Origin of the sequence: Novisyntrophococcus fermenticellae, assembly GCF_018866245.1 — a bacterium.
Taxonomy (GTDB): Bacteria; Bacillota; Clostridia; order Lachnospirales; family Lachnospiraceae; genus Novisyntrophococcus; species Novisyntrophococcus fermenticellae.
In genome coordinates, this window is sequence record NZ_CP076458.1 from 1657661 (window position 1) to 1676912 (window position 19252).

The 19252-nt window shown below is 44.0% G+C and carries 20 protein-coding genes; all 20 read right to left on the bottom strand.

The features are described 5' to 3' along the window. Positions 1 to 7 precede the first annotated feature (7 nt). Entirely contained in the window at positions 8 to 1930 is a 1923-nt protein-coding gene (gene mutL / locus KNL20_RS07505; protein WP_230399970.1) for a DNA mismatch repair endonuclease MutL, read from the bottom strand. A gap of 28 nt (positions 1931 to 1958) precedes the next feature. Then, positions 1959 to 4583, bottom strand: a complete 2625-nt coding sequence (gene mutS / locus KNL20_RS07510) for a DNA mismatch repair protein MutS (protein ID WP_230400068.1) — start codon at positions 4581 to 4583, stop codon at positions 1959 to 1961. Positions 4584 to 4598: 15 nt separating this feature from the next. Then, positions 4599 to 6035 (bottom strand): tRNA (N6-isopentenyl adenosine(37)-C2)-methylthiotransferase MiaB, encoded by a 1437-nt coding sequence (gene miaB / locus KNL20_RS07515; protein WP_230399971.1) that lies wholly within the window; start codon positions 6033 to 6035, stop codon positions 4599 to 4601. A gap of 57 nt (positions 6036 to 6092) precedes the next feature. Next, the gene (locus tag KNL20_RS07520; protein ID WP_230399972.1) at positions 6093 to 6986 is read right to left on the bottom strand and encodes a M14 family zinc carboxypeptidase; all 894 of its coding nucleotides are present in this window, start codon (positions 6984 to 6986) and stop codon (positions 6093 to 6095) included. An 80-nt stretch (positions 6987 to 7066) separates the two neighbouring features. After that, positions 7067 to 8311 (bottom strand): glutamate-5-semialdehyde dehydrogenase, encoded by a 1245-nt coding sequence (locus KNL20_RS07525; RefSeq protein WP_230399973.1) that lies wholly within the window; start codon positions 8309 to 8311, stop codon positions 7067 to 7069. A gap of 29 nt (positions 8312 to 8340) precedes the next feature. Beyond that, the gene (locus tag KNL20_RS07530; protein WP_230399974.1) at positions 8341 to 8892 is read right to left on the bottom strand and encodes a 5-formyltetrahydrofolate cyclo-ligase; all 552 of its coding nucleotides are present in this window, start codon (positions 8890 to 8892) and stop codon (positions 8341 to 8343) included. After that, complete coding sequence (locus tag KNL20_RS07535) at positions 8870 to 9091, bottom strand: DUF896 domain-containing protein (RefSeq protein WP_230400069.1); 222 nt, start codon at positions 9089 to 9091, stop codon at positions 8870 to 8872. Before KNL20_RS07535 ends, KNL20_RS07530 begins: the two co-directional genes overlap by 23 nt. Positions 9092 to 9179: 88 nt before the next feature. After that, entirely contained in the window at positions 9180 to 10025 is an 846-nt protein-coding gene (gene proB / locus KNL20_RS07540; RefSeq protein WP_230399975.1) for a glutamate 5-kinase, read from the bottom strand. 227 nt (positions 10026 to 10252) lie between these two features. After that, a complete protein-coding gene (locus tag KNL20_RS07545) occupies positions 10253 to 10600 on the bottom strand; it encodes a hypothetical protein (RefSeq protein WP_230399976.1) in 348 nt (115 codons plus the stop codon). A 58-nt stretch (positions 10601 to 10658) separates the two neighbouring features. Continuing rightward, the gene (locus KNL20_RS07550) at positions 10659 to 11777 is read right to left on the bottom strand and encodes a DUF3048 domain-containing protein (protein ID WP_230399977.1); all 1119 of its coding nucleotides are present in this window, start codon (positions 11775 to 11777) and stop codon (positions 10659 to 10661) included. Between the two features lie 2 nt (positions 11778 to 11779). Next, positions 11780 to 12289, bottom strand: a complete 510-nt coding sequence (gene ybeY, locus KNL20_RS07555) for an rRNA maturation RNase YbeY (RefSeq protein ID WP_230399978.1) — start codon at positions 12287 to 12289, stop codon at positions 11780 to 11782. After that, positions 12286 to 13308: a PhoH family protein gene (locus KNL20_RS07560; protein ID WP_230399979.1), complete on the bottom strand. Its 1023-nt coding sequence runs from the start codon at positions 13306 to 13308 to the stop codon at positions 12286 to 12288. Before KNL20_RS07560 ends, ybeY begins: the two co-directional genes overlap by 4 nt. After that, a complete protein-coding gene (locus KNL20_RS07565; RefSeq protein WP_230399980.1) occupies positions 13298 to 14545 on the bottom strand; it encodes a sporulation protein YqfD in 1248 nt (415 codons plus the stop codon). Before KNL20_RS07565 ends, KNL20_RS07560 begins: the two co-directional genes overlap by 11 nt. A 15-nt stretch (positions 14546 to 14560) precedes the next feature. Further along, the gene (locus KNL20_RS07570; protein ID WP_230399981.1) at positions 14561 to 14839 is read right to left on the bottom strand and encodes a YabP/YqfC family sporulation protein; all 279 of its coding nucleotides are present in this window, start codon (positions 14837 to 14839) and stop codon (positions 14561 to 14563) included. 89 nt (positions 14840 to 14928) lie between these two features. Next, positions 14929 to 15468, bottom strand: a complete 540-nt coding sequence (locus KNL20_RS07575) for a DUF2284 domain-containing protein (RefSeq protein ID WP_230399982.1) — start codon at positions 15466 to 15468, stop codon at positions 14929 to 14931. Between the two features lie 4 nt (positions 15469 to 15472). Then, entirely contained in the window at positions 15473 to 16018 is a 546-nt protein-coding gene (locus KNL20_RS07580; RefSeq protein ID WP_230399983.1) for a phosphatase PAP2 family protein, read from the bottom strand. A gap of 29 nt (positions 16019 to 16047) precedes the next feature. Then, positions 16048 to 16527, bottom strand: a complete 480-nt coding sequence (gene rlmH / locus KNL20_RS07585; RefSeq protein WP_230399984.1) for a 23S rRNA (pseudouridine(1915)-N(3))-methyltransferase RlmH — start codon at positions 16525 to 16527, stop codon at positions 16048 to 16050. Between the two features lie 81 nt (positions 16528 to 16608). Continuing rightward, positions 16609 to 16908 (bottom strand): Dabb family protein, encoded by a 300-nt coding sequence (locus KNL20_RS07590; RefSeq protein WP_230399985.1) that lies wholly within the window; start codon positions 16906 to 16908, stop codon positions 16609 to 16611. Between the two features lie 4 nt (positions 16909 to 16912). Then, positions 16913 to 18313, bottom strand: a complete 1401-nt coding sequence (gene gltA, locus KNL20_RS07595) for an NADPH-dependent glutamate synthase (protein WP_230399986.1) — start codon at positions 18311 to 18313, stop codon at positions 16913 to 16915. Continuing rightward, a complete protein-coding gene (locus tag KNL20_RS07600) occupies positions 18313 to 19200 on the bottom strand; it encodes a sulfide/dihydroorotate dehydrogenase-like FAD/NAD-binding protein (RefSeq protein WP_230399987.1) in 888 nt (295 codons plus the stop codon). The genes gltA and KNL20_RS07600 overlap by 1 nt, the downstream gene beginning before the upstream one ends. Between the last annotated feature and the right edge of the window lie 52 nt (positions 19201 to 19252).

Genomic DNA, 19252 nt, shown 5'->3' on the forward strand with positions numbered 1-19252 from the left:
ACATCACCTACACAATTCGTTTGAATTTTTTTTCAAGTTCATAACGCGGCATGGATATGATCGTGGGTCTGCCGTGAGGACAGTTGTATGGATTTTCCAGTGTCAGAAGTTCGTCAATCAACGCTTCAACTTCCACGCTGGATAGTCTGTGATTTCCCTTCACCGCTGCCTTGCATGACATGGAAGCTAACTTTTCGGTAATAACATCCAGTGTCTTCGTGCCTGTTTCCTCCAGATGATCCAAAATCTCAACGAACAGTTCCGAAGAGGCTACCCCATAGAGATTCGCAGGAATCGCACTGATTTGATATTCTTTTCCACCAAAGGGTTCAATTTCAAACCCGAACGAGGCGAAAACATCCCTGTATTTTTGAAGCAGCTCCGCTTCCTGATTCTGCAGCGTTACAATCAGAGGCGGACTTAGATACTGAGAGGTAATCTCCTTGTCCTGATACCCCTTCATCATCCTCTCATACAGAACTTTTTCGTGTGCGGCATGCTGGTCAATAATATAAAGGCTGTCGTCATACTGGACCAGCCAGTAAGTATCAAAGACCTGGCCGATAATTTTATGAGAACTGCGTGCTTCTTTAGAAAGCAGCCGATTGTCGAACAGATCCATCTGTTCTGATTTATTTCCAGATTCAGATCTATTCTGCACTGGTTTTTCTGGGGATGGGTAACTTCCTGTTTCAGCTATAATTTCCGGAAGTACCGGCTTGCGTGCCCCTCCCGGCACAGTTGGCGCAGCGGTTACCGCAGTTGGGGAAGAAAATGCCGGAGTGTCCGGCTTATATGGGAGCGACGCAGACACTTTCTGCTTCTCCGGTGAGGATGATCTGCGCTGATATTCAAAAGGCTCGGGAATGGTATTCCTAAGGTTGCTTGTCTGATTTCTTTTTTTTGTTTCTTCTTTTCCCGGGACTACCTGTGGTATCCGTTCACGTTCCAGCAAAGCATCTTTAACCGCATGAATGAGTTGCGTATAAAGCTCCTCCTGATTCGAGAAGCGAAGTTCCATCTTGGACGGATGAACATTGACATCCACACGTTCTCCATCCAAAGTGATATAAAGCAGTGTAAAGGGGTATTTGTGCTGCATCATGAAACCATGATATCCATCCTCAATCGCCTTTGACAAAAGGTTACTCTTTACATAACGGCCATTGACATAGTAATTTTCAAAATTGCGGTTTCCTCTGGATACAGAAGGTTTTGCAAGAAATCCACGGATCTTAATAAGTTCAGAAGAGTGATTGATTTCAACCAGTTCTTTTGATATTTCCCTTCCGTAGATGTGATACACCAGCTCCTTTAGATTTCCGTTACCGCTGGTATGCAATTTAATCTGAGAATTCTGCACATACTTAAATGATATCTGTGGATTGGACAGGGCCATCTGTTCCACACAGCTGGAAACTGCATTGCCTTCAGTCAGAGGGGTTTTTAAGAACTTTGCACGTGCCGGTGTATTATAAAAGAGGTTACGAATCAGAAACGTGGAACCGTCGGGAGCTCCAATCTCTTCGAAAGACTTCTCTTCGCTTCCTTCAATTACATATCTTATACCTGTCAGATCCTCTGTCCTTTTTGTTATCAGTTCTACCTGTGATACGGCGGCAATGCTGGATAATGCTTCTCCGCGAAAGCCCAGAGATGCAATATGAACAAGGTCTTTCACGGAGCGTATTTTACTGGTGGCATGACGCAGAAAGGCCAGGCGTACCTGGTCTTTTTGAATTCCACTTCCGTTGTCGGTAATCCGAATAAAAGAGATGCCCCCTTCCTTTATCTCCACAGTAACTGCTGTAGCACCTGCATCTATGGCATTTTCCACGAGCTCCTTAACAATGGAAGCAGGACGCTCCACAACCTCTCCTGCCGCTATTTTATCAATTGTATTTTTATCCAGTACTTCAATCGTTCCCATGTATACCTCCATTTCAAAGGTTGAAAGGTTACCATCTGTTTCTGATCTTATTCTGAATGCTGTACAGTGTATTCATTGCATCCATAGGTGTCAGATTTGTAAGGTCCAGATTTCGGATTTCCTGTATGATAGCATCATCCTGCACAGTATCAAACAGGGACATCTGAGCCATATCGACTTCATCGAAACTTGTCTTTTTCGGTCCGCTTTTTTTCTGTCCGGTCATGTCTCTTACAGTGGCAGTGATATCCGAGGTAATCAGCTGTTCCACCAACTCTCTGGCACGGGAAAGCACATTTTCCGGAACACCGGCAAGGCGTGCAACTTGAATCCCATAGCTTTTATCAGCCCCGCCTGCTACTATCTTACGAAGAAATACGATATCATCCCCCTTTTCCTTCACGGCGATGCAATAATTATGCACACCCGGAACCTTTCCCTCCAGTTCGGTCAATTCATGATAATGGGTGGCAAACAGTGTTTTAGCCCCCAGCAGTTTTTTATCTGAAACATGCTCAATCACAGCCCATGCAATGGCCAGTCCATCAAAAGTGCTGGTTCCTCTTCCAATTTCGTCCAGAATCAAAAGGCTGTTGGGGGTGGCATTCCTTAAAATATTTGCAACCTCAGTCATTTCTACCATAAAGGTACTTTGCCCACTCGCCAGGTCGTCAGATGCCCCGACACGGGTGAAGATCCTGTCTACGACACCGATATTCGCTTCTCTGGCCGGCACAAAGGATCCGATCTGGGCCATCAGCACAAGCAGAGCTGTCTGCCTCATATAGGTGGATTTCCCGGCCATATTTGGACCTGTGATTACCGCCAGCCGGTGTTCCTGATTATCAAGATAGGTGTCATTGGCAATGAACATGTCGTTGGGGATCATTTTTTCAACTACCGGATGCCTTCCGCCTTTAATATCAAGTATACCATGGTTATTCAATTTCGGTCTTACAAAATTATTACGTCCTGCCACCAGAGACAGTGAGGCAAGTACATCCAGGCGGGCAATCCCTTTGGCCGTCTGTTGAATCCGCAGAACTTCTCCCGCGACTGTATCCCGTATTGTACAGAACCTATCATATTCCAAGGCATAGAGACGATCCTCAGCTCCCAGGATCAGATCCTCCAGTTCTTTTAAGCGTGGGGTAATATACCTTTCGGCATTGGCCAGAGTCTGTTTTCTCGTATAATAATCCGGAACTAAGTCTTTAAATGAATTCGTTACTTCCAGATAATAGCCAAACACCTTATTATATTTAATTTTAAGGTTACGGATTCCGGTCTTCTCCCGCTCTGAGGTTTCCAGTTCGCTGATCCACTGCTTACCCTCCTGCTTTGCATGACGGTACTTATCGATGGTTTCGTCATAGCCTTCCCGAATGATACCGCCTTCCTTCATGGCAAGGGGCGGTTCTTCCGTAATAGATGTATCTATCAACTGATATAAATCTTCCAGAGGATCCAGCTCCTCCTGGATTTCTCCCAGCATACCGCCTTTAAAGGAGTTCAAAAGCTGTTTTATATAGGGAAGCATCTCGAGTGAGGTTTTAAATGCAATCAGGTCTCTTGGGTTGGCAGACTGATAACTGATCCGGCTGATCAGACGTTCCAAATCATAAACAGGGCGCAGATATTCCCGGATTTCGTCCCGGATCATCGCCTGCTGATTCAGCTCTTCAACTGCTGTCAGCCGGGCATTAATTTCATTCATATCAATCAAAGGCCGTTCCACAAAAGAGCGGAGCATACGGCTGCCCATGGCAGTTTTCGTCTTGTCCAGAACCCAGAGCAGAGAACCTTGTCTTTGCTTTTCCCTCATGGTTTCTACCAGTTCCAGATTTCTCCTGCTGGAGCTGTCGATTACCATGTATTTGTCGGTCACATAGGGTGTAATGGATGTCATCTGAGGCATATCGGATTTTTGTGTGCTGTACAGATACTGGAACAAGGCACCGGAAGCTATGAGTCCACAATTATAATCCATCAGACCAAGACCTTCCAGCGAAAGAGTTTTAAAGTGTTCCTTCAATACCTGTTCACATTTTGAATCGTCAAAATACCAGTCTTCCAGTGCGTTGACACAGATGTGCAGCCTGGTTTTCAGGTCTTCACAATCGATGCCACAGACCAGGAATGTCTGGTTGCAGATGATTTCGGAGGGCATGAACTTGGAAATCTCATCTAACAGCTTTGATTCTTTATCTAATTCTGTTACCAGACACTCCCCTGTGGAAATATCGGCTGCGGAGACACCAAAACGCTCATCGATGCAGACAACAGACATGATGTAGTTATTTCTGGCCTCATCCAGTCCCTGAGAATTCATAGTCGTACCGGGAGTCACCACACGGATGACCTCCCTTTTTACGATTCCCTTTGCCTGCTTTGGGTCTTCGACCTGTTCACAGATAGCAACCTTATACCCTTTCTCTATCAGCCTTCCGATATATACCTCCGCAGCATGATAAGGAATCCCACACATAGGTGCACGCTCATCAAGACCACAGTCTTTTCCTGTCAGAGTCAGTTCCAGTTCTTCGGATACCGTTTTGGCATCCTCAAAGAACATTTCATAAAAATCACCAAGCCTGTAAAACAAGATACAATCTTTATATTCTTCTTTCGTAGCAACATAGTGCTGCATCATCGGTGATAATGCCACTTATCTTCTCTCCGTTCCTATATAGTAAAAACCTTTACAGTTATCCAGGGAAACCCGGCGGAAAGTTCCGATCATCGATTCATCACCGGGAAAATGTACTAGAAGATTATTCGTCATACGCCCTGTAACAAGTGATGGATCGTGGTCATTCGTCCCCTCCACCAGAACTTCCTGTACCGTACCCGCAAGACGTCCGGTTTCCTCGGCCGAGATTTTCTGCACTTCCTTTAATAGACGGCCAAAACGCTCCTTTATTACAGCATCCGGTACCTGCGTATCCATGTCCGCCGCCGGCGTGCCGGAACGTTTGGAATAAATAAAGGTGAATGCACTGTCAAAACGTACTTGCCTCACCACATCCATGGTTTCTTCGAAGTCCTCTTCGGTCTCGCCCGGAAATCCTACGATAATGTCCGTGGTCAGAGAAATATCCGGAACAGCTTTCCGAAGTTTTTCCACAAGCTTCAGGTATTGTTCCTTTGTGTAATGCCGGTTCATAACTTTTAAAATTTTCGTACTCCCCGACTGTAACGGCAGATGTAGATGATTGCAGATCTTGGGATACTTTCCCATCACTTCAATCAACTCATCGGATAAATCTTTGGGATGAGAGGTCATAAAGCGAACGCGCTTCAATCCTTCAATTTTTACAATTTCTTCTAAAAGCCGGGCAAATGTTATGGGATCCTCCAGATTCTTTCCATAAGAGTTTACATTTTGTCCCAGCAGCATAACCTCCTTTACACCATCGGCAACCAGAAGCTCAATCTCCTTTAAAATATCCTTAGGTGCCCTGCTGCGCTCCCGCCCCCTGACATAGGGTACGATACAGTAGCTGCAGAAATTATTGCATCCGAACATGATGTTTACACCTGACTTGAATGCGTACTTCCTGTCGACAGGCAAATCCTCAACAATCTTGTCAGTGTCTTTCCAGATATCAATTACCATCGTCTCCTGTACCAGAGTCTGCACCAGCAGTTCCGCAAATTTATAGATATTATGCGTTCCAAAAACCAGATTGACAAACCGATAGCTTTTTCTCAGTTTTTCAATGACGTGGGGTTCCTGCATCATGCAGCCGCACAAACCGATCATCATATGCGGATTGTTCTGTTTCATCCGGTTAAGACTGCCAAGCCGTCCATAGACTCTTAAGTTTGCATTCTCCCGAACAGTACAGGTATTGTATATCACAAAGTCGGAATTTTCATCCTCTGATTTCATATATCCCACCTGTTCCAGAATTCCTTCCAACTTTTCAGAATCCCTGGCGTTCATCTGGCAGCCAAAAGTTACGACACAGAAAGTCAGTTTCCGCCCCGCAGCTTTGCTCTTCTCTTCAACCAGCCCTCTGGCCAGTTCCATAAAATAATATTGTCTGTCCGGTTCATCGACCGGAGCCTGATTTATCTTTTCTAATATGTTTTCCTTCATTTCATCACCACATGTGATTATACCAATCTGGCATGGGCTTTGCAAGTTGTTTCTTTTTTAACTTTTCAGTTGCTGCAAGAGAATCAGGGGTAAAGCATGTATCCTCTGATACGCATCGCTTTGATATGCAGTTGACAATGGATAGGAAGCATTGTCTTCCACTGTTTCTATGGTAATTGCAGGCTTTCCTATAGATTCTGAGTAAAAGTGAACCGAATTTCCGCCATTTAGACTGGACATAAATTCCTCTTCTTTTTTACCAAGCAGATATCCGGATGCACGCTGCAGATGTTTGGCCAGATGACGGCAGCGCATATTATATGTATAGGGCATGGTCTGTCTGTAGTAATAGATAATGTTGCCTCTGGAATGAAAATCCAGATATCCTATTGTGTCATAATCTTGAAAAATATGTATCAATGCCTGTGTTTCCTGCTCACTCGCAGGATATTCCTGAAGCTGCTGCTGAATATAAGTTTTACTTGGAAAATTCCGGTTGATATCCACTCCTCTGGCATTGTATTTCCAGTCCTGATAATTGATATTCCGGCGGCGGCATATCCGGCGGAGCAGCGGATTCTGGATGATTTCATATCCATGCATGGCAATTTCATATCCATCAGGGTTCACCAGAGGTATAAAACAGATGGAATACTGGTTGAGCATATGGTGCACATCAGTTTCACCTATTTTTCCATTTTCCCGATAGGCGGTGCAATATTCTTCAATCATCCGAAGAAGAAGGACCGGGTTAACGCTTTCTTTTCCATGGAGACCGGCTGTACACACAAGTGTTTCCATGCCAAGACCTATCCGCATCATAGGAATATGACGGTCATCATGAGTTTGTCCGATAATTCTGCAGATTGTAAATTCAGGAAATTTTTCCGAAATCATCTGCATAGATTGTAAAATATCCTGATAAGAATAGCGCTGATTCAAAGCTATCATAGTATATAAACCTCCTAAGGCCTTTTATACTATTCTATGACGTGAATCAGCGCTTTATGACTGAACTGTTACCTTTATGACTATGGACGAACCTGTCCGTCTCCATAGATAATATACTTGGTTGTTGTAAGTGCTTTTAAACCCATAGGGCCTCTGGCATGTAGTTTCTGGGTACTGATACCGATCTCTGCTCCGAACCCAAACTCAAAGCCGTCCGTAAAACGGGTAGAGGCATTGACATAAACTGCAGCAGCATCAATCTCATCTAAGAATTTCTGTGCATGAAAGTAATCAGATGTAATGATGGATTCAGAGTGCTTCGTGTTATACTTGTTGATATGGGCGATAGCAGAATCCACATCCTTTACAGTCCTGATGGAGATAATGTAGTCCTGATACTCTCTGCCCCAATCTTCCTCGGAAGCAGGAATCCCGTTCTTTACATAAGGAAGTGCCTCACTGTCCGCCCGTATTTCCACATGATACTCCGCAAGTGCCTCCGACAGTTCAGGAAGAAATTCCTCCAGAATATTTTCATGAATTACCAGAGACTCACAGGCATTGCAGACACCGACACGCTGGGTCTTTGCATTGATGATAATTGCCTTTGCCATATTAAGATCCGCAGACTCATCCACGTAGATATGACAATTTCCGGTGCCTGTTTCAATAACAGGAATTGTACTGTTTTCCACCACCGATTTTATAAGTCCGGCACCGCCTCTTGGAATCAGTACATCCACATACTGGTTCATTTTCATAAACCGGGTTGCAGTCTCACGGGAGGTGTCTTCTATTAACTGTACGGCATCTTCCGGAAGACCTTCTTCTTTGATTGCTTCTCTTAAGATTTCTACGATTGCGGTATTGGAGTGGATTGCATCGCTGCCACCCTTTAAAATCACTACATTACCTGTCTTAAAGCAGAGGCCGAAAGCATCTGCGGTCACATTGGGCCGTGCTTCATAGATAATCCCAACGACACCCAGAGGTACGCGCTTCTGACCAATCAGGAGGCCATTTGGACGTTTTTTCATACCCAAAACTTCTCCAATCGGATCTTCCAGGGCCACAAGCTGACGCAAACCCTCTGCCATTCCCTCTATACGTGCAGGAGTTAATAAAAGGCGGTCCTGAAGAGGAAGCGGCATCCCCTTCTCCTTTGCATCATTCATATCCGCAGTATTGGCGGCCAGTATGGCCTCTGACTCTTTTACCAATGCCTTGGCACATGCAGCGAGTACCCTGTTTTTCTGTTCTGAACCGAGTTTTCTTAAATCCGGTTCTGCATCCTTTGCTCTTTGCCCTATGATTCCCAGATTCATATGCAGACTTCCTTTCTTTTTTATACCTGTTATTTGTAAATGTTTTGTTCTGTTATAAGACAATCCGGACGGATATCTGTAGGCTCGCATGGAATATTCTCCAAAACCTGCCAGGAAAATGCTGCTGCTGCCGTAGGGTGGTTCTTATGTACACTTAAATACCTGTCATAATAGCCGCCGCCGTATCCGATTCTGTGCCTGTCACAGTCAAAAGCAACACCGGGAACGATAATCAGTGCATCCTCACAGTCTGCCTCCGGCAGCCCTTCTTTCGGTTCGGCAATTCCAAAAACTCCAGGTTCGCACTGGTTAAATTCTGTTATAAAATAAAAGTGCATCTCTTTACCTTGTACTCTTGGAACTGCAACCCTTTTCCCCTGTGTCCAGGCGGTTTCAATAAGCTCCCGGGTCATAACCTCCTTATTGAAGTCCATGTATGCATAAATACAGGAAGCCTTCTGCCACAGACTAAGTCCTGTGATCTGGTGCATAATTTCCCTGCTGCTCTCCTGTATTTCTGATTGGGGGACTCCTTCTCTTAATTGAAATATCCGTTTTCTAATGCTTTTCTTTCTTTCCATATTTCTCTCCCAGATTTGTAATGGATCCGTCCGTTTCCTGAATATTGATGTTATCCAGCTGAGAACGAAGATTCATCTTAACAGCTTCAATATATTCTTTTCTGAGTCTTTGCTGTTCGGATTTTTCTTCCGGAGTCAGTCCCTCCGTCTTTGCTTTTCTTGCCAGTTCATTGATGCGTTCTATATTCACTGTTTTAATACTCCCTTACTGATATTTTAAGATGTAAGGGTCCCAAAGCCATACTTTTTCATGCAAGCATGAAACACATGACCTTTTGACCCTGGTATCATTTTAATTTATCCAGAAAATCAATCAGGTAAAATTCATCTTTCTTATTGGATAGAAATAAGGTTCCGTGTTTTCTTCCCTGCATAATTTTATGTATGACATGAAAATCCTCTCCATTGGCAATCACCATATCGGCGCCGGCTCCTGTTGCGACTTCGGCAGCCGTCAGCTTTGTAGCCATTCCACCGGTTCCGACGTTAGTTCCGGTACTCTCTTTTCCCATGGACAGCAGGTGAGCGTCTATGGACTCCACAACATCGATAAATTCCGCACCCGGATTGGTATGGGGATCGTCAGTGAATAAGCCGTCGATATCTGACAGAAGAATCAGCAGATCCGCATCAATCAGAGCGGCTACCACGGCTGAGAGTGTATCGTTGTCTCCGAATTCAATTTCAAAGGTTGCAATGGTATCGTTTTCATTTACGATTGGAATAACACCCATAGCCAACAGTTCCTGAAAAGTATTTCTCGCATTCATGCGGTTCAGATCGTTGAGCATCGTATTCTTTGTCATAAGAATCTGACCGGCAATCTGATTGTATTCCATAAACAGCTTCTGATAAATCATCATCAGCCTGGCCTGTCCGACAGAAGCGCATGCCTGCTTCTCAGAGAGCTTCTGTGGTTTGTTCAAAAAACCCAGCGCCCTTCTGCCGACCATGATGGCTCCTGAGGAAACCAGAACCACTTCTTTCCCCTGATTCCTGAGATCACTGATTTCTCTTACCAGTATCTCAAGCTTAATCAGATCCAAAGAGCCTGTTTCAGGATGTGTCAGGGAGGATGAGCCTATTTTTATTACAATACGCTTTTTATCTTTCAGTCCGTCACGTAGATTCAATTTCTGATACCTGCTTTCTCATGTTTTGTGGTCCTAAAATCTTGCTTTTTCATATAAGCATGAAACGCAAGACCTTTTAATCTTGTATTACTCTATTTTACAATGTCCGGGCATACTTCGCAAGCTGTTTATACAAAGCATACTTTGGTATAAAAAAAGACCGCCCGTTTAAGACAGTCTCTTTGTCATAAAGCATGGAAGGACAGCTTGTCCATAAGTGTGGGTGCTTAGCTGGAGTAATTTTCCAGAAAACTGTATAAAGAGGCACTGTCCTTGATGGATTTTCCATTTGTAATCTCCTCCTGCATTTCCTGTGGAAGAGCGGAAACCGGAATACCTGTGGATTCATACAAGGTCTTTCCATCGGATTGATATACCTGCACCTCACCATTTTTTTCTTTTAGAACATATGCATTCTTGCCGTCACTGTTGACCTCCCGGGTCTCATTTTGAATGTGTTCTGTCTGTAATTGTTCCTTCTGTTTTTTCTGACCCAGTTCATAGCTTCCGTAGTAAGCCATACAAAGCAGCAGTACAATGCAGATCCAGGAGATACCATAAGATAATTTTTTCATATTATTCGCTCCTTTGTGAATTCCATATTTATCCATAGTATCTCCTGGAAAAGAATTTTTATTCAATTACAGTGTTGTCAGCTGAAGTATCAAGTATAATACAAACCCAGGTCTTTCCCTGATTCATCACGATCTGGTTTCCATTGGAATCATAATAATAAGTTGGCCCCCAGGGATCTTTTTTATCCCAGGTAATAGCAATGGCTTTACCTCCGGTAATATAAGTTCCTGTTCCGGATGTGTTTACATCGATATTCAGATAACCATTTTCATCATACTTCTTCCAGCCGGAATTCTGAAGAATGATGTTCTTCACAGAAAGCCCGGTACCGGTTTCTTCATCAATCTGGGATTCCCCAAATTGAAAGCGATCATAAAGACCTGTCTCCCGATTATAGGAAAACCAGGGCGTGTTATATTGATAGCCTCCCGGTGTTACTTTATTGGCAGTAATACCATCTTCCAGCGTAACCGGATGCTGATCATCGGCAAAAAGATAAGAGCTTTGGTAGTTTGGGGCATATTCCTGGGAATAGTTATTGATTTCAATTCCCTTTTGTATTCCTTCAAAACTGGTATACGCATTGTGAGGCGGCTTCCGGTCAGAGGTTCGATAATAAACCTGGCTCCCATAACCTTCCAGACCACTTAAATTATCCACCTCCGGCTCTTCCAGATAGGGAACCGCATAGACAGACTGTCCATAATGGCAGTAGATTGCATCAAATCCGGAGGCATAAAAGATAAAGTAATCTCTGCAGCTTCTGACCGATCCTATCTTTTTCAGATTATCATAATCCTCAAAGATACCCATGAGCCGGGTAATACCACCCTCTACAGGTGCCTCATAGATGACTCCGGCATGACTGATGCCGAATTGGGGGCAGGCAGCTTTGATATTGTTCAGCATAATCGCCGCAGGACGTCTTTTCCCCACTGCCTCTGGTACAGGCTCTCCGGTGAGATAACTGCGTACCATACCCTCCGGAAGCTCTTTTTTTTCTCCCTGTGCAGATTCCTGAATGCTCTCTTCTTCGGGTGTAGGAGTTGCTTCCACTGTCGCTTCCGGAGTCGGCAAAGGTTGATCTGTTGTATCTGCTTTTTTTCCGCAGCCTGCAATAAGTACAGCCATACATCCGGCAAACAGCAGTCCTTTCCAATGACTTTTTCTTTTCAAAGTTATTCCCCTTCCCTGGTGATGTTTAATTTCTTCAACACCGCAGCCTGTTTTTGCTCCATAACAGCCGCCTCTTCTGAAATCATATGATCATAACCAAGTAAATGCAGCATGCTGTGAGCAATCAGAAATGCATATTCCCGTTTCAGGCTGTGCCCATACTCCCGGGCCTGTTCACTGGCTCTTTCTATGGAGATTACAATATCTCCCAGCATCAGCTCTCCAGACTCAGGGTTAAAATATACCTCCCATCCGTCACTTTCCAATAAATCATAATCTGCCGGCTTCTGAAAATCCACCAGTGGAAATGACAGAACATCCGTAGGCTTGTCTATCTTTCGAAATTCTCTGTTGAGCTGACGAATCTTTGTATTGTCTGTCAATGTCAGTGATACTTCGGATTCATAAGGACACTCCTCCATACCCAAGACCTGATCAATGACTTGCTTTGCCAACTCTTCATAATCAAAGGGCAGTTTCTGTGCCTGTTCATCCTCCAACTGCAGTGTCATGACCGCCTCCTTTTGTTATTCTTCCGGTTCTGGGGGAAATCGCCCGGTGAAACCTTATGTTTTTTCTCAAACGTCTCATATGCCTGTACAATCTGCTGAACCAGCGGATGGCGGACAACATCCTTGCTGGTCAATTCACAGAATGAAATTCCTTCCACATGCCTCAATACCTGAGCTGCCACATCCAGTCCTGATTTTACGTGCATCGGCAAATCCTTTTGGGTAGCATCCCCTGTAACAATGACCTTGGATCCAAAACCTATCCGGGTCAGAAACATCTTCATCTGGGCGGGTGTTGTATTCTGTGCCTCATCCAGAATAATAAATGCGTTATCCAGTGTACGCCCCCGCATATATGCAAGAGGCGCCACTTCAATCAGGCCCTTTTCCATATTCTTCTGAAAGCTTTCCGCTCCCATGATCTGATACAGGGCATCATACAGGGGCCGTAAATAGGGATCTACTTTAGATTGGAGATCACCGGGAAGAAAACCCAGATTCTCCCCGGCCTCTATGGCCGGACGAGTCAGAATAATCCGGCTGACTTCATCGTTGCGAAAAGCCGTAATTGCCATGGCCATGGCCAGATAGGTCTTACCGGTACCGGCAGGGCCTATGCCAAACACGATCATTTTCTTGCGAATCTGATCCACATATTTTTTCTGCCCCAGCGTTTTGGGCTTCACAGGTCTGCCGTTTATGGTATGGCAGATCAGGTCGCCGTCCAGTTCCACCATGGCGGCTTCCTTATGCTCCATAGACAGGGAAAGAATATAGTTCACATCCTGCGTTGTGATGTCATTCCCTCTGGTGGATAATTCAATCAGCTGCTTTAAACACGCTGCAGCCCTGTTTACATTTGATTCCGGCCCGATAATTTTGAGTTGGCCGTCTCTGGAAATAAGTGATACATTTAAAGCCCTCTCCAATGCTTTTATGTGTTCATCAAATTGTCCGAAAATATTTTTTTCATGCTGAGCCGGAAATTCCATCCGGCTTTCTATTATGCTATTGCTCATCCAATGAATGTTCCTTTCCGGGCGATACCTCCTGTATTTCACAGGGAGTCTCCTCTGCTGCCTGTTCAATAACTATTAACTCACCCTTTGCGATACATTTCGTATCTGTAATCTTTATTTTAACATTATTTTCAGATATTTGAACCCCCATTTTTTCCAGTTCATCCTGATATTGGCGGAGTTGTTTTCCGGAGATATCCCGGCACTCCTCTTCCGTATAAATCTGTTCCTGTTCACGGTATGTCCGGCTGGTTGTGGTTCCGTAATAGATGGGCAATGCAAAGCTTTCTGTCAAAAATAACTGATGCCGGTTCTCATAGGAGACAGCCGGAACATTTCTTTTTTTCGGAAGCTTTAAATCCAGCCTGTAATCACCCACTTCTAAAAAAGGATATGTTTTAACTTCCTCTGCATATTCCCGATGGGTATACTTCCTTTTAAATTCCTTATAATAGTAATATTGCGTTTTCAGGAAGATATCACTGTCGGCATGTACATAATCATAACGGATTGTTTCCCCTGCATCATTGATGATTGGTATCTCTCCGCTCACGAGAATTTCGCCTTTCTCACATACGGTTCCTTCGGTTACTTTTGGAATTCCGCTCCTGGTTATAATTTTTACAACCTCCCCGGCTTTGGCAGCTGTTAGGTTGCAGGGATTTGCCCCCTTTTGTTCTGATTCTTTTACTTTATATCCGTCCACATTTTCTTTGATTTCAACAAGGAGGCGAGTTCCTTCTATCTTTGTGGACACCCAGGTGATGTTCGGGAATGCCTGCCGTACTTCCGCTGAAATATCCTGACAGACAACATCATTTTTCCAGATTCCATGATGAATGCCTTTTTGTTCCAGAAATGTAAGAATTGTAAACGTGCTGTTGGCATGATTGCCATCAATGTGGATGTTCCAGATAAAGCATGACAGCAGATATAACAATCCTACAAACAGTAGAAATCCAATAAAAAACCCCTTCCTTTTTCTGTTATTATAAAAAAAGAAGGGCAATCCATGCTTTTCCACGATATGAAGCGTACAGCCGGTCTTACGGCACAGTGGCTGAATCTTACGAAAATCCTGTATGGACATGGTCAGCAGATAGCTGTTCTTATCATCATATAGCAGATTCCAAATAATAATCTGATTTGCAGCGCAGAGATTTAAGAACCGCTCCGGCATACGGCCGGTGAGCCGTAGTTTCAGATATCCCTTACAATACCGAATCAGCTGATTCATGAAACCTCCTCCTCTTTAAATTTCGAAAGTTATCTCATGTATCTGTCCGGAAATTTTCATTTCCTCTCTGCTGTAGTGTGTGATATTAAGATTTGAACCATTGATGCACAGTTTTCCGTTTTTCAGCAAGAGTACAATCCTTCCACATCTGTATTCCAGAATATGGCGGTAATTTTCTATGCATACTTCACGTTTTCCCCAAAACGTGATAACAGATTCCTGATAAGCCAGATCTGTTGGAATTTGCATCCGGCTAAGCCAGGATGAGCCGATATCAGTTGGTTTTTTTTTCACAGGCAAAGGCTCCCAAACCCCGTGTACTGTAAAATAGATTCATACAGGACACTGGTCTTATTGAATACTATATGTAGGAAATCCCCGCATTATGACTCTTTGAAGAAAATCAGAGAAAACCACAGTACAAGCCTGTCGCCAAGGTAATAATCCATCATATTACGTTCAATCAGGTTGGGTACCACGATTCCATGGCTTTCAATACAGGGGTGCATCTTATCCTGATGGCAGCATGGGCTTTTCGGATACGTACACTTTTCACACAGGGAACAGGATTCTGTGGAAAGTGTATATACCAGCATGGAATGATCCTTCAGGTATTTCTCTATGATTGTTGTCATCTTTTCATGATCTTCCTGGGTTTTTAAGGTCTCCTTCATATCTGATATGTCTTTCACATCTGATACAGAAGAAAAGAACAGAGCCCGGTCATAAGAAAGACACTTCTGCCTGCACTTTTCCACAGTGCCGACTGCAGGAGGGCAGGACCAGGAACTGCCGTATCTTGGACATTCTTTTTTACAGATGGTACGTACTTTATCTGAAAACTCCAGGTCGCCGGTATCTATAAAGGCATATTGATAAATCGGAAACTGAGTGATAAATGATTCAATCTCTTGTACTGTCATAGTTTTACTCCTTTTTGTCAGCATCAGCTGCTGTGTGTGTTGCCTGCCATGCGGCTCTGCTGCCTATGCAGGCCACTAAGATTCCCCCTAAAATATCAGTCGGGTAATGAACCCCCAGATATATTCTGGAAAAAGCAATCATGGATGCAAGAAGTATCGAGGGAATTCCATACTTTTCAGGAAGCATGCGGTAATAAATAAATGCACAGGAAAAAGAGGCACTGGTATGTCCCGAAGGGAAGGAGTAGTCTCCTGGATTTTTTATCAGCGGAATCACTGCGTCAGTGTACTGAAACGGTCTGGGTCTGGCAAACAGTTCTTTGAGGATAAGATTTGTAGCAAGGTTGCAGAGCATAAGTGATACCAGTGCCGTAATGCCAACAGGTCTTGTCTTTTTAAAGCATAGTAAAAATACAGCCGAAACAATCCAGAATGCCCCTCCATTACCCAAACAGGTTATCAGACTCCAGAAAGTAGTCATAGAATCACTTCGAAGCGTATTTTGTATCCATAAAACAATTGAAACATCTATATTTTGTATGAAATTCATAGGTTCCCTCCAAAATAAAGGCTGCGCCGTTATTTATGATACGGTTCATGATGCATAATCCGGTAACTCCGGTAAATCTGCTCCAGAAGAATCATGCGCATTAATTGATGAGGAAATGTCATCTTAGAGAAACTTAAAGAAAAGTCTGCCCGCTCCCTGATTTCATCCGATAATCCCAGAGAACCCCCGATTAAGAAAATAATATGGCTGATGCCCTGGACCCCAAGAGCTTCTATCTGATGTGATAGTTCCACTGAGTCCGGCATTGCACCATCGATATCCAGGGAAATGACATAGTCATCTTCACGTATATATCTGAACAAACGGTTTCCCTCTGTTCTCCTGATTTGTGTATTCAAGGTCTCTGATAATTTGTCCGGTGTTTTTTCGTCAGAAACTTCAACAAGCTCCAGTTTACAGTATCTGCTGAGCCGTTTTGTATACTCGCTAATTCCATCCCTTAAATACTTTTCCTTTATTTTTCCCACTGCCAGAATAGTAATCTTCATACATGACTCCATTTTCAAAAACCAAATATGCCTGAATATTCTTGCAGGCAGCAACAATATTCAGACATAGCAGCGGTTTTCTTATTCAAAATCCAGACAACAACGGTCACAGACATATGGCCTTACATAAGTATCCGCAACTTTTACATGGGCCGGATGATTTGCATAAACTGCAATATCCTCCTTCTTTTCAAGCGTAGTTATAAGCGCTATATCATGCGTACTTGAAGGGATAGGAGCCGTAATAAAATCAACCGTCAGAAGTCCTGGTACAACATCTGTCAGGGCTTTCAGATTCTTTTCCATATTCACCTTTAATTTGGCTTTCCGGTCTTCTGTTATTTCCGGTTTGAAATTCCACATAACAATATGATGTACCATCCTGTTATCCCCTTTTATATTTTTCGGACAGGAATTTATGAATCCCCTTAGCTCCGGCTTTTCCGGCACCCATAGCGAGAATTACTGTCGCAGCTCCTGTCACAGCATCTCCGCCGGCGAATACCCCTTCTTTAGAAGTCTGTCCATATTCTTCATCAGCAATGATACATTTTCTTCTGTTTATATCCAGGCCGATTGTAGTGGAGGAAATCAATGGGTTTGGAGATGTTCCGAGGGACATGATAACCGTATCCACTTCAATTTCAAATTCTGATCCGGGTACTTCTACCGGACGTCTTCTGCCGGATGCATCCGGTTCTCCAAGCTCCATACGGATGCAGCGGATTCCTGTCACCCAATCCTTATCATCTGTTAGAATTTCCACAGGATTCGAAAGTAGATCGAAGATAACCCCTTCTTCTTTTGCATGGTGGACTTCTTCCACTCTGGCAGGAAGCTCGGCTTCAGAACGACGGTAGATAATATGAACCTCCGCTCCCAGTCTCAGGGCTGTTCTGGCAGCATCCATTGCAACATTACCGCCGCCTACAACAGCAACCTTCTTACCCATTGCAATCGGTGTATCATAATCACTGCGAAATGCCTTCATCAGATTGTTTCTGGTCAGATACTCGTTCGCAGAGAATACGCCATTGGCCTGTTCCCCCGGAATTCCCATAAACATCGGAAGACCGGCTCCGGAACCAATGAATACGGCTTCAAATCCTTCCTCCTGCATCAGTTCATCAATTGTTACAGATTTACCGATAATTACATTCGTTTCAATCTTAACACCCAGGGATTTCACATTTTCAACTTCTGCAGCTACTACTTTTTCTTTGGGAAGACGGAACTCCGGAATACCATATACCAGAACACCACCCTCCTTATGAAGAGCCTCAAAAATTGTCACATCATAGCCAAGCTTTGCAAGATCGCCTGCACAGGTAAGGCCAGCAGGGCCGGAACCGATGACTGCCACCTTATGTCCATTCTTTTCTGTGGCAGGTGTCGGCTTGATATTATGCTCTCTCGCCCAGTCAGCCACAAAACGTTCCAGCTTTCCGATGGAAACCGGCTCACCTTTGATGCCCCGGATGCATCTTCCCTCACACTGGCTTTCCTGCGGACACACACGTCCGCAAACTGCCGGAAGGGCACTGGATTCGCTGATAATCTGATATGCTTTTTCAATATTTCCTTCTTTTGTCTCTTTTATAAATGCAGGAATATTGATGGAGACCGGACACCCTGCAATACACTTTGCATTCTTGCAATTGATGCATCGTGTTGCCTCTTCTCTTGCTTCTTCTTCATCATACCCTAAGCAAACCTCTTCAAAATTTGCAGCACGGACCTTGGGATCCTGTTCTCTTACCGGTACTTTTCTTAATACATCTGCCATTACTTGTCACCTCCACACAGTCCACATCCGCCGTGATGTGTATCACCTTCCTGCTCTTTCAATAATGCCCGGCCCTCATCCGATTTATACATCTGCTGGCGTTTCATCGCCAGATCGAAATCCACCTTGTGTCCGTCGAATTCAGGACCGTCCACACAGGCAAATTTAACTTCTCCGTCCACAAGCAGACGGCAGGCGCCGCACATACCCGTACCATCTACCATGATCGGGTTCATACTGACAATCGTAGGAATATTAAGCTCTTTGGTCAGCAGACAGACAAACTTCATCATGATCATCGGCCCGATAGCAACACAGACATCATAGTGTTTGCCTTCTTTTTCAACCAGATCGCGAAGCACATCTGTACCCATTCCTTTTCTTATATAAGATCCATCATCCGTAGTCAGATACAGATTGGAAACTTCCTTTAATTTATCTTCCAGAATAATCAGGTCTTTGGTCTTAGCACCCACAATGGCATCTGCGGTAATTCCACGCTCATGAAGCCATTTCAACTGTGGATATACAGGTGCGGTTCCAACGCCTCCGGCTACGAATACAATATGTTTCTTTTTCAGTTCTTCAATATCCATCTCCGTAAATTCTGATGGGCGGCCCAGCGGTCCTACAAAATCTTCAAAGTAGTCCCCCGCCTTCAGATCCTTCATCTTTGTCGTAGAAGCTCCAATTGGCTGGAATACGATGGTTACACTTCCCTTTTCAGAATCATAGTCACAGATGGTAAGCGGTATACGTTCGCCAACCTCGTCCATCTTTACAATTACGAACTGACCCGGCAGGCAGTGTTTTGCAACACGAGGTGCTTCCACGTCCATAAGGTATATGTTCGCTGCAAGTTGTTCAGCTTTTAAAATCTTATACATAATATCCTCCTAGTACTAATATCTTAACAAGCGTTGATAAAAGTGCCTGTTA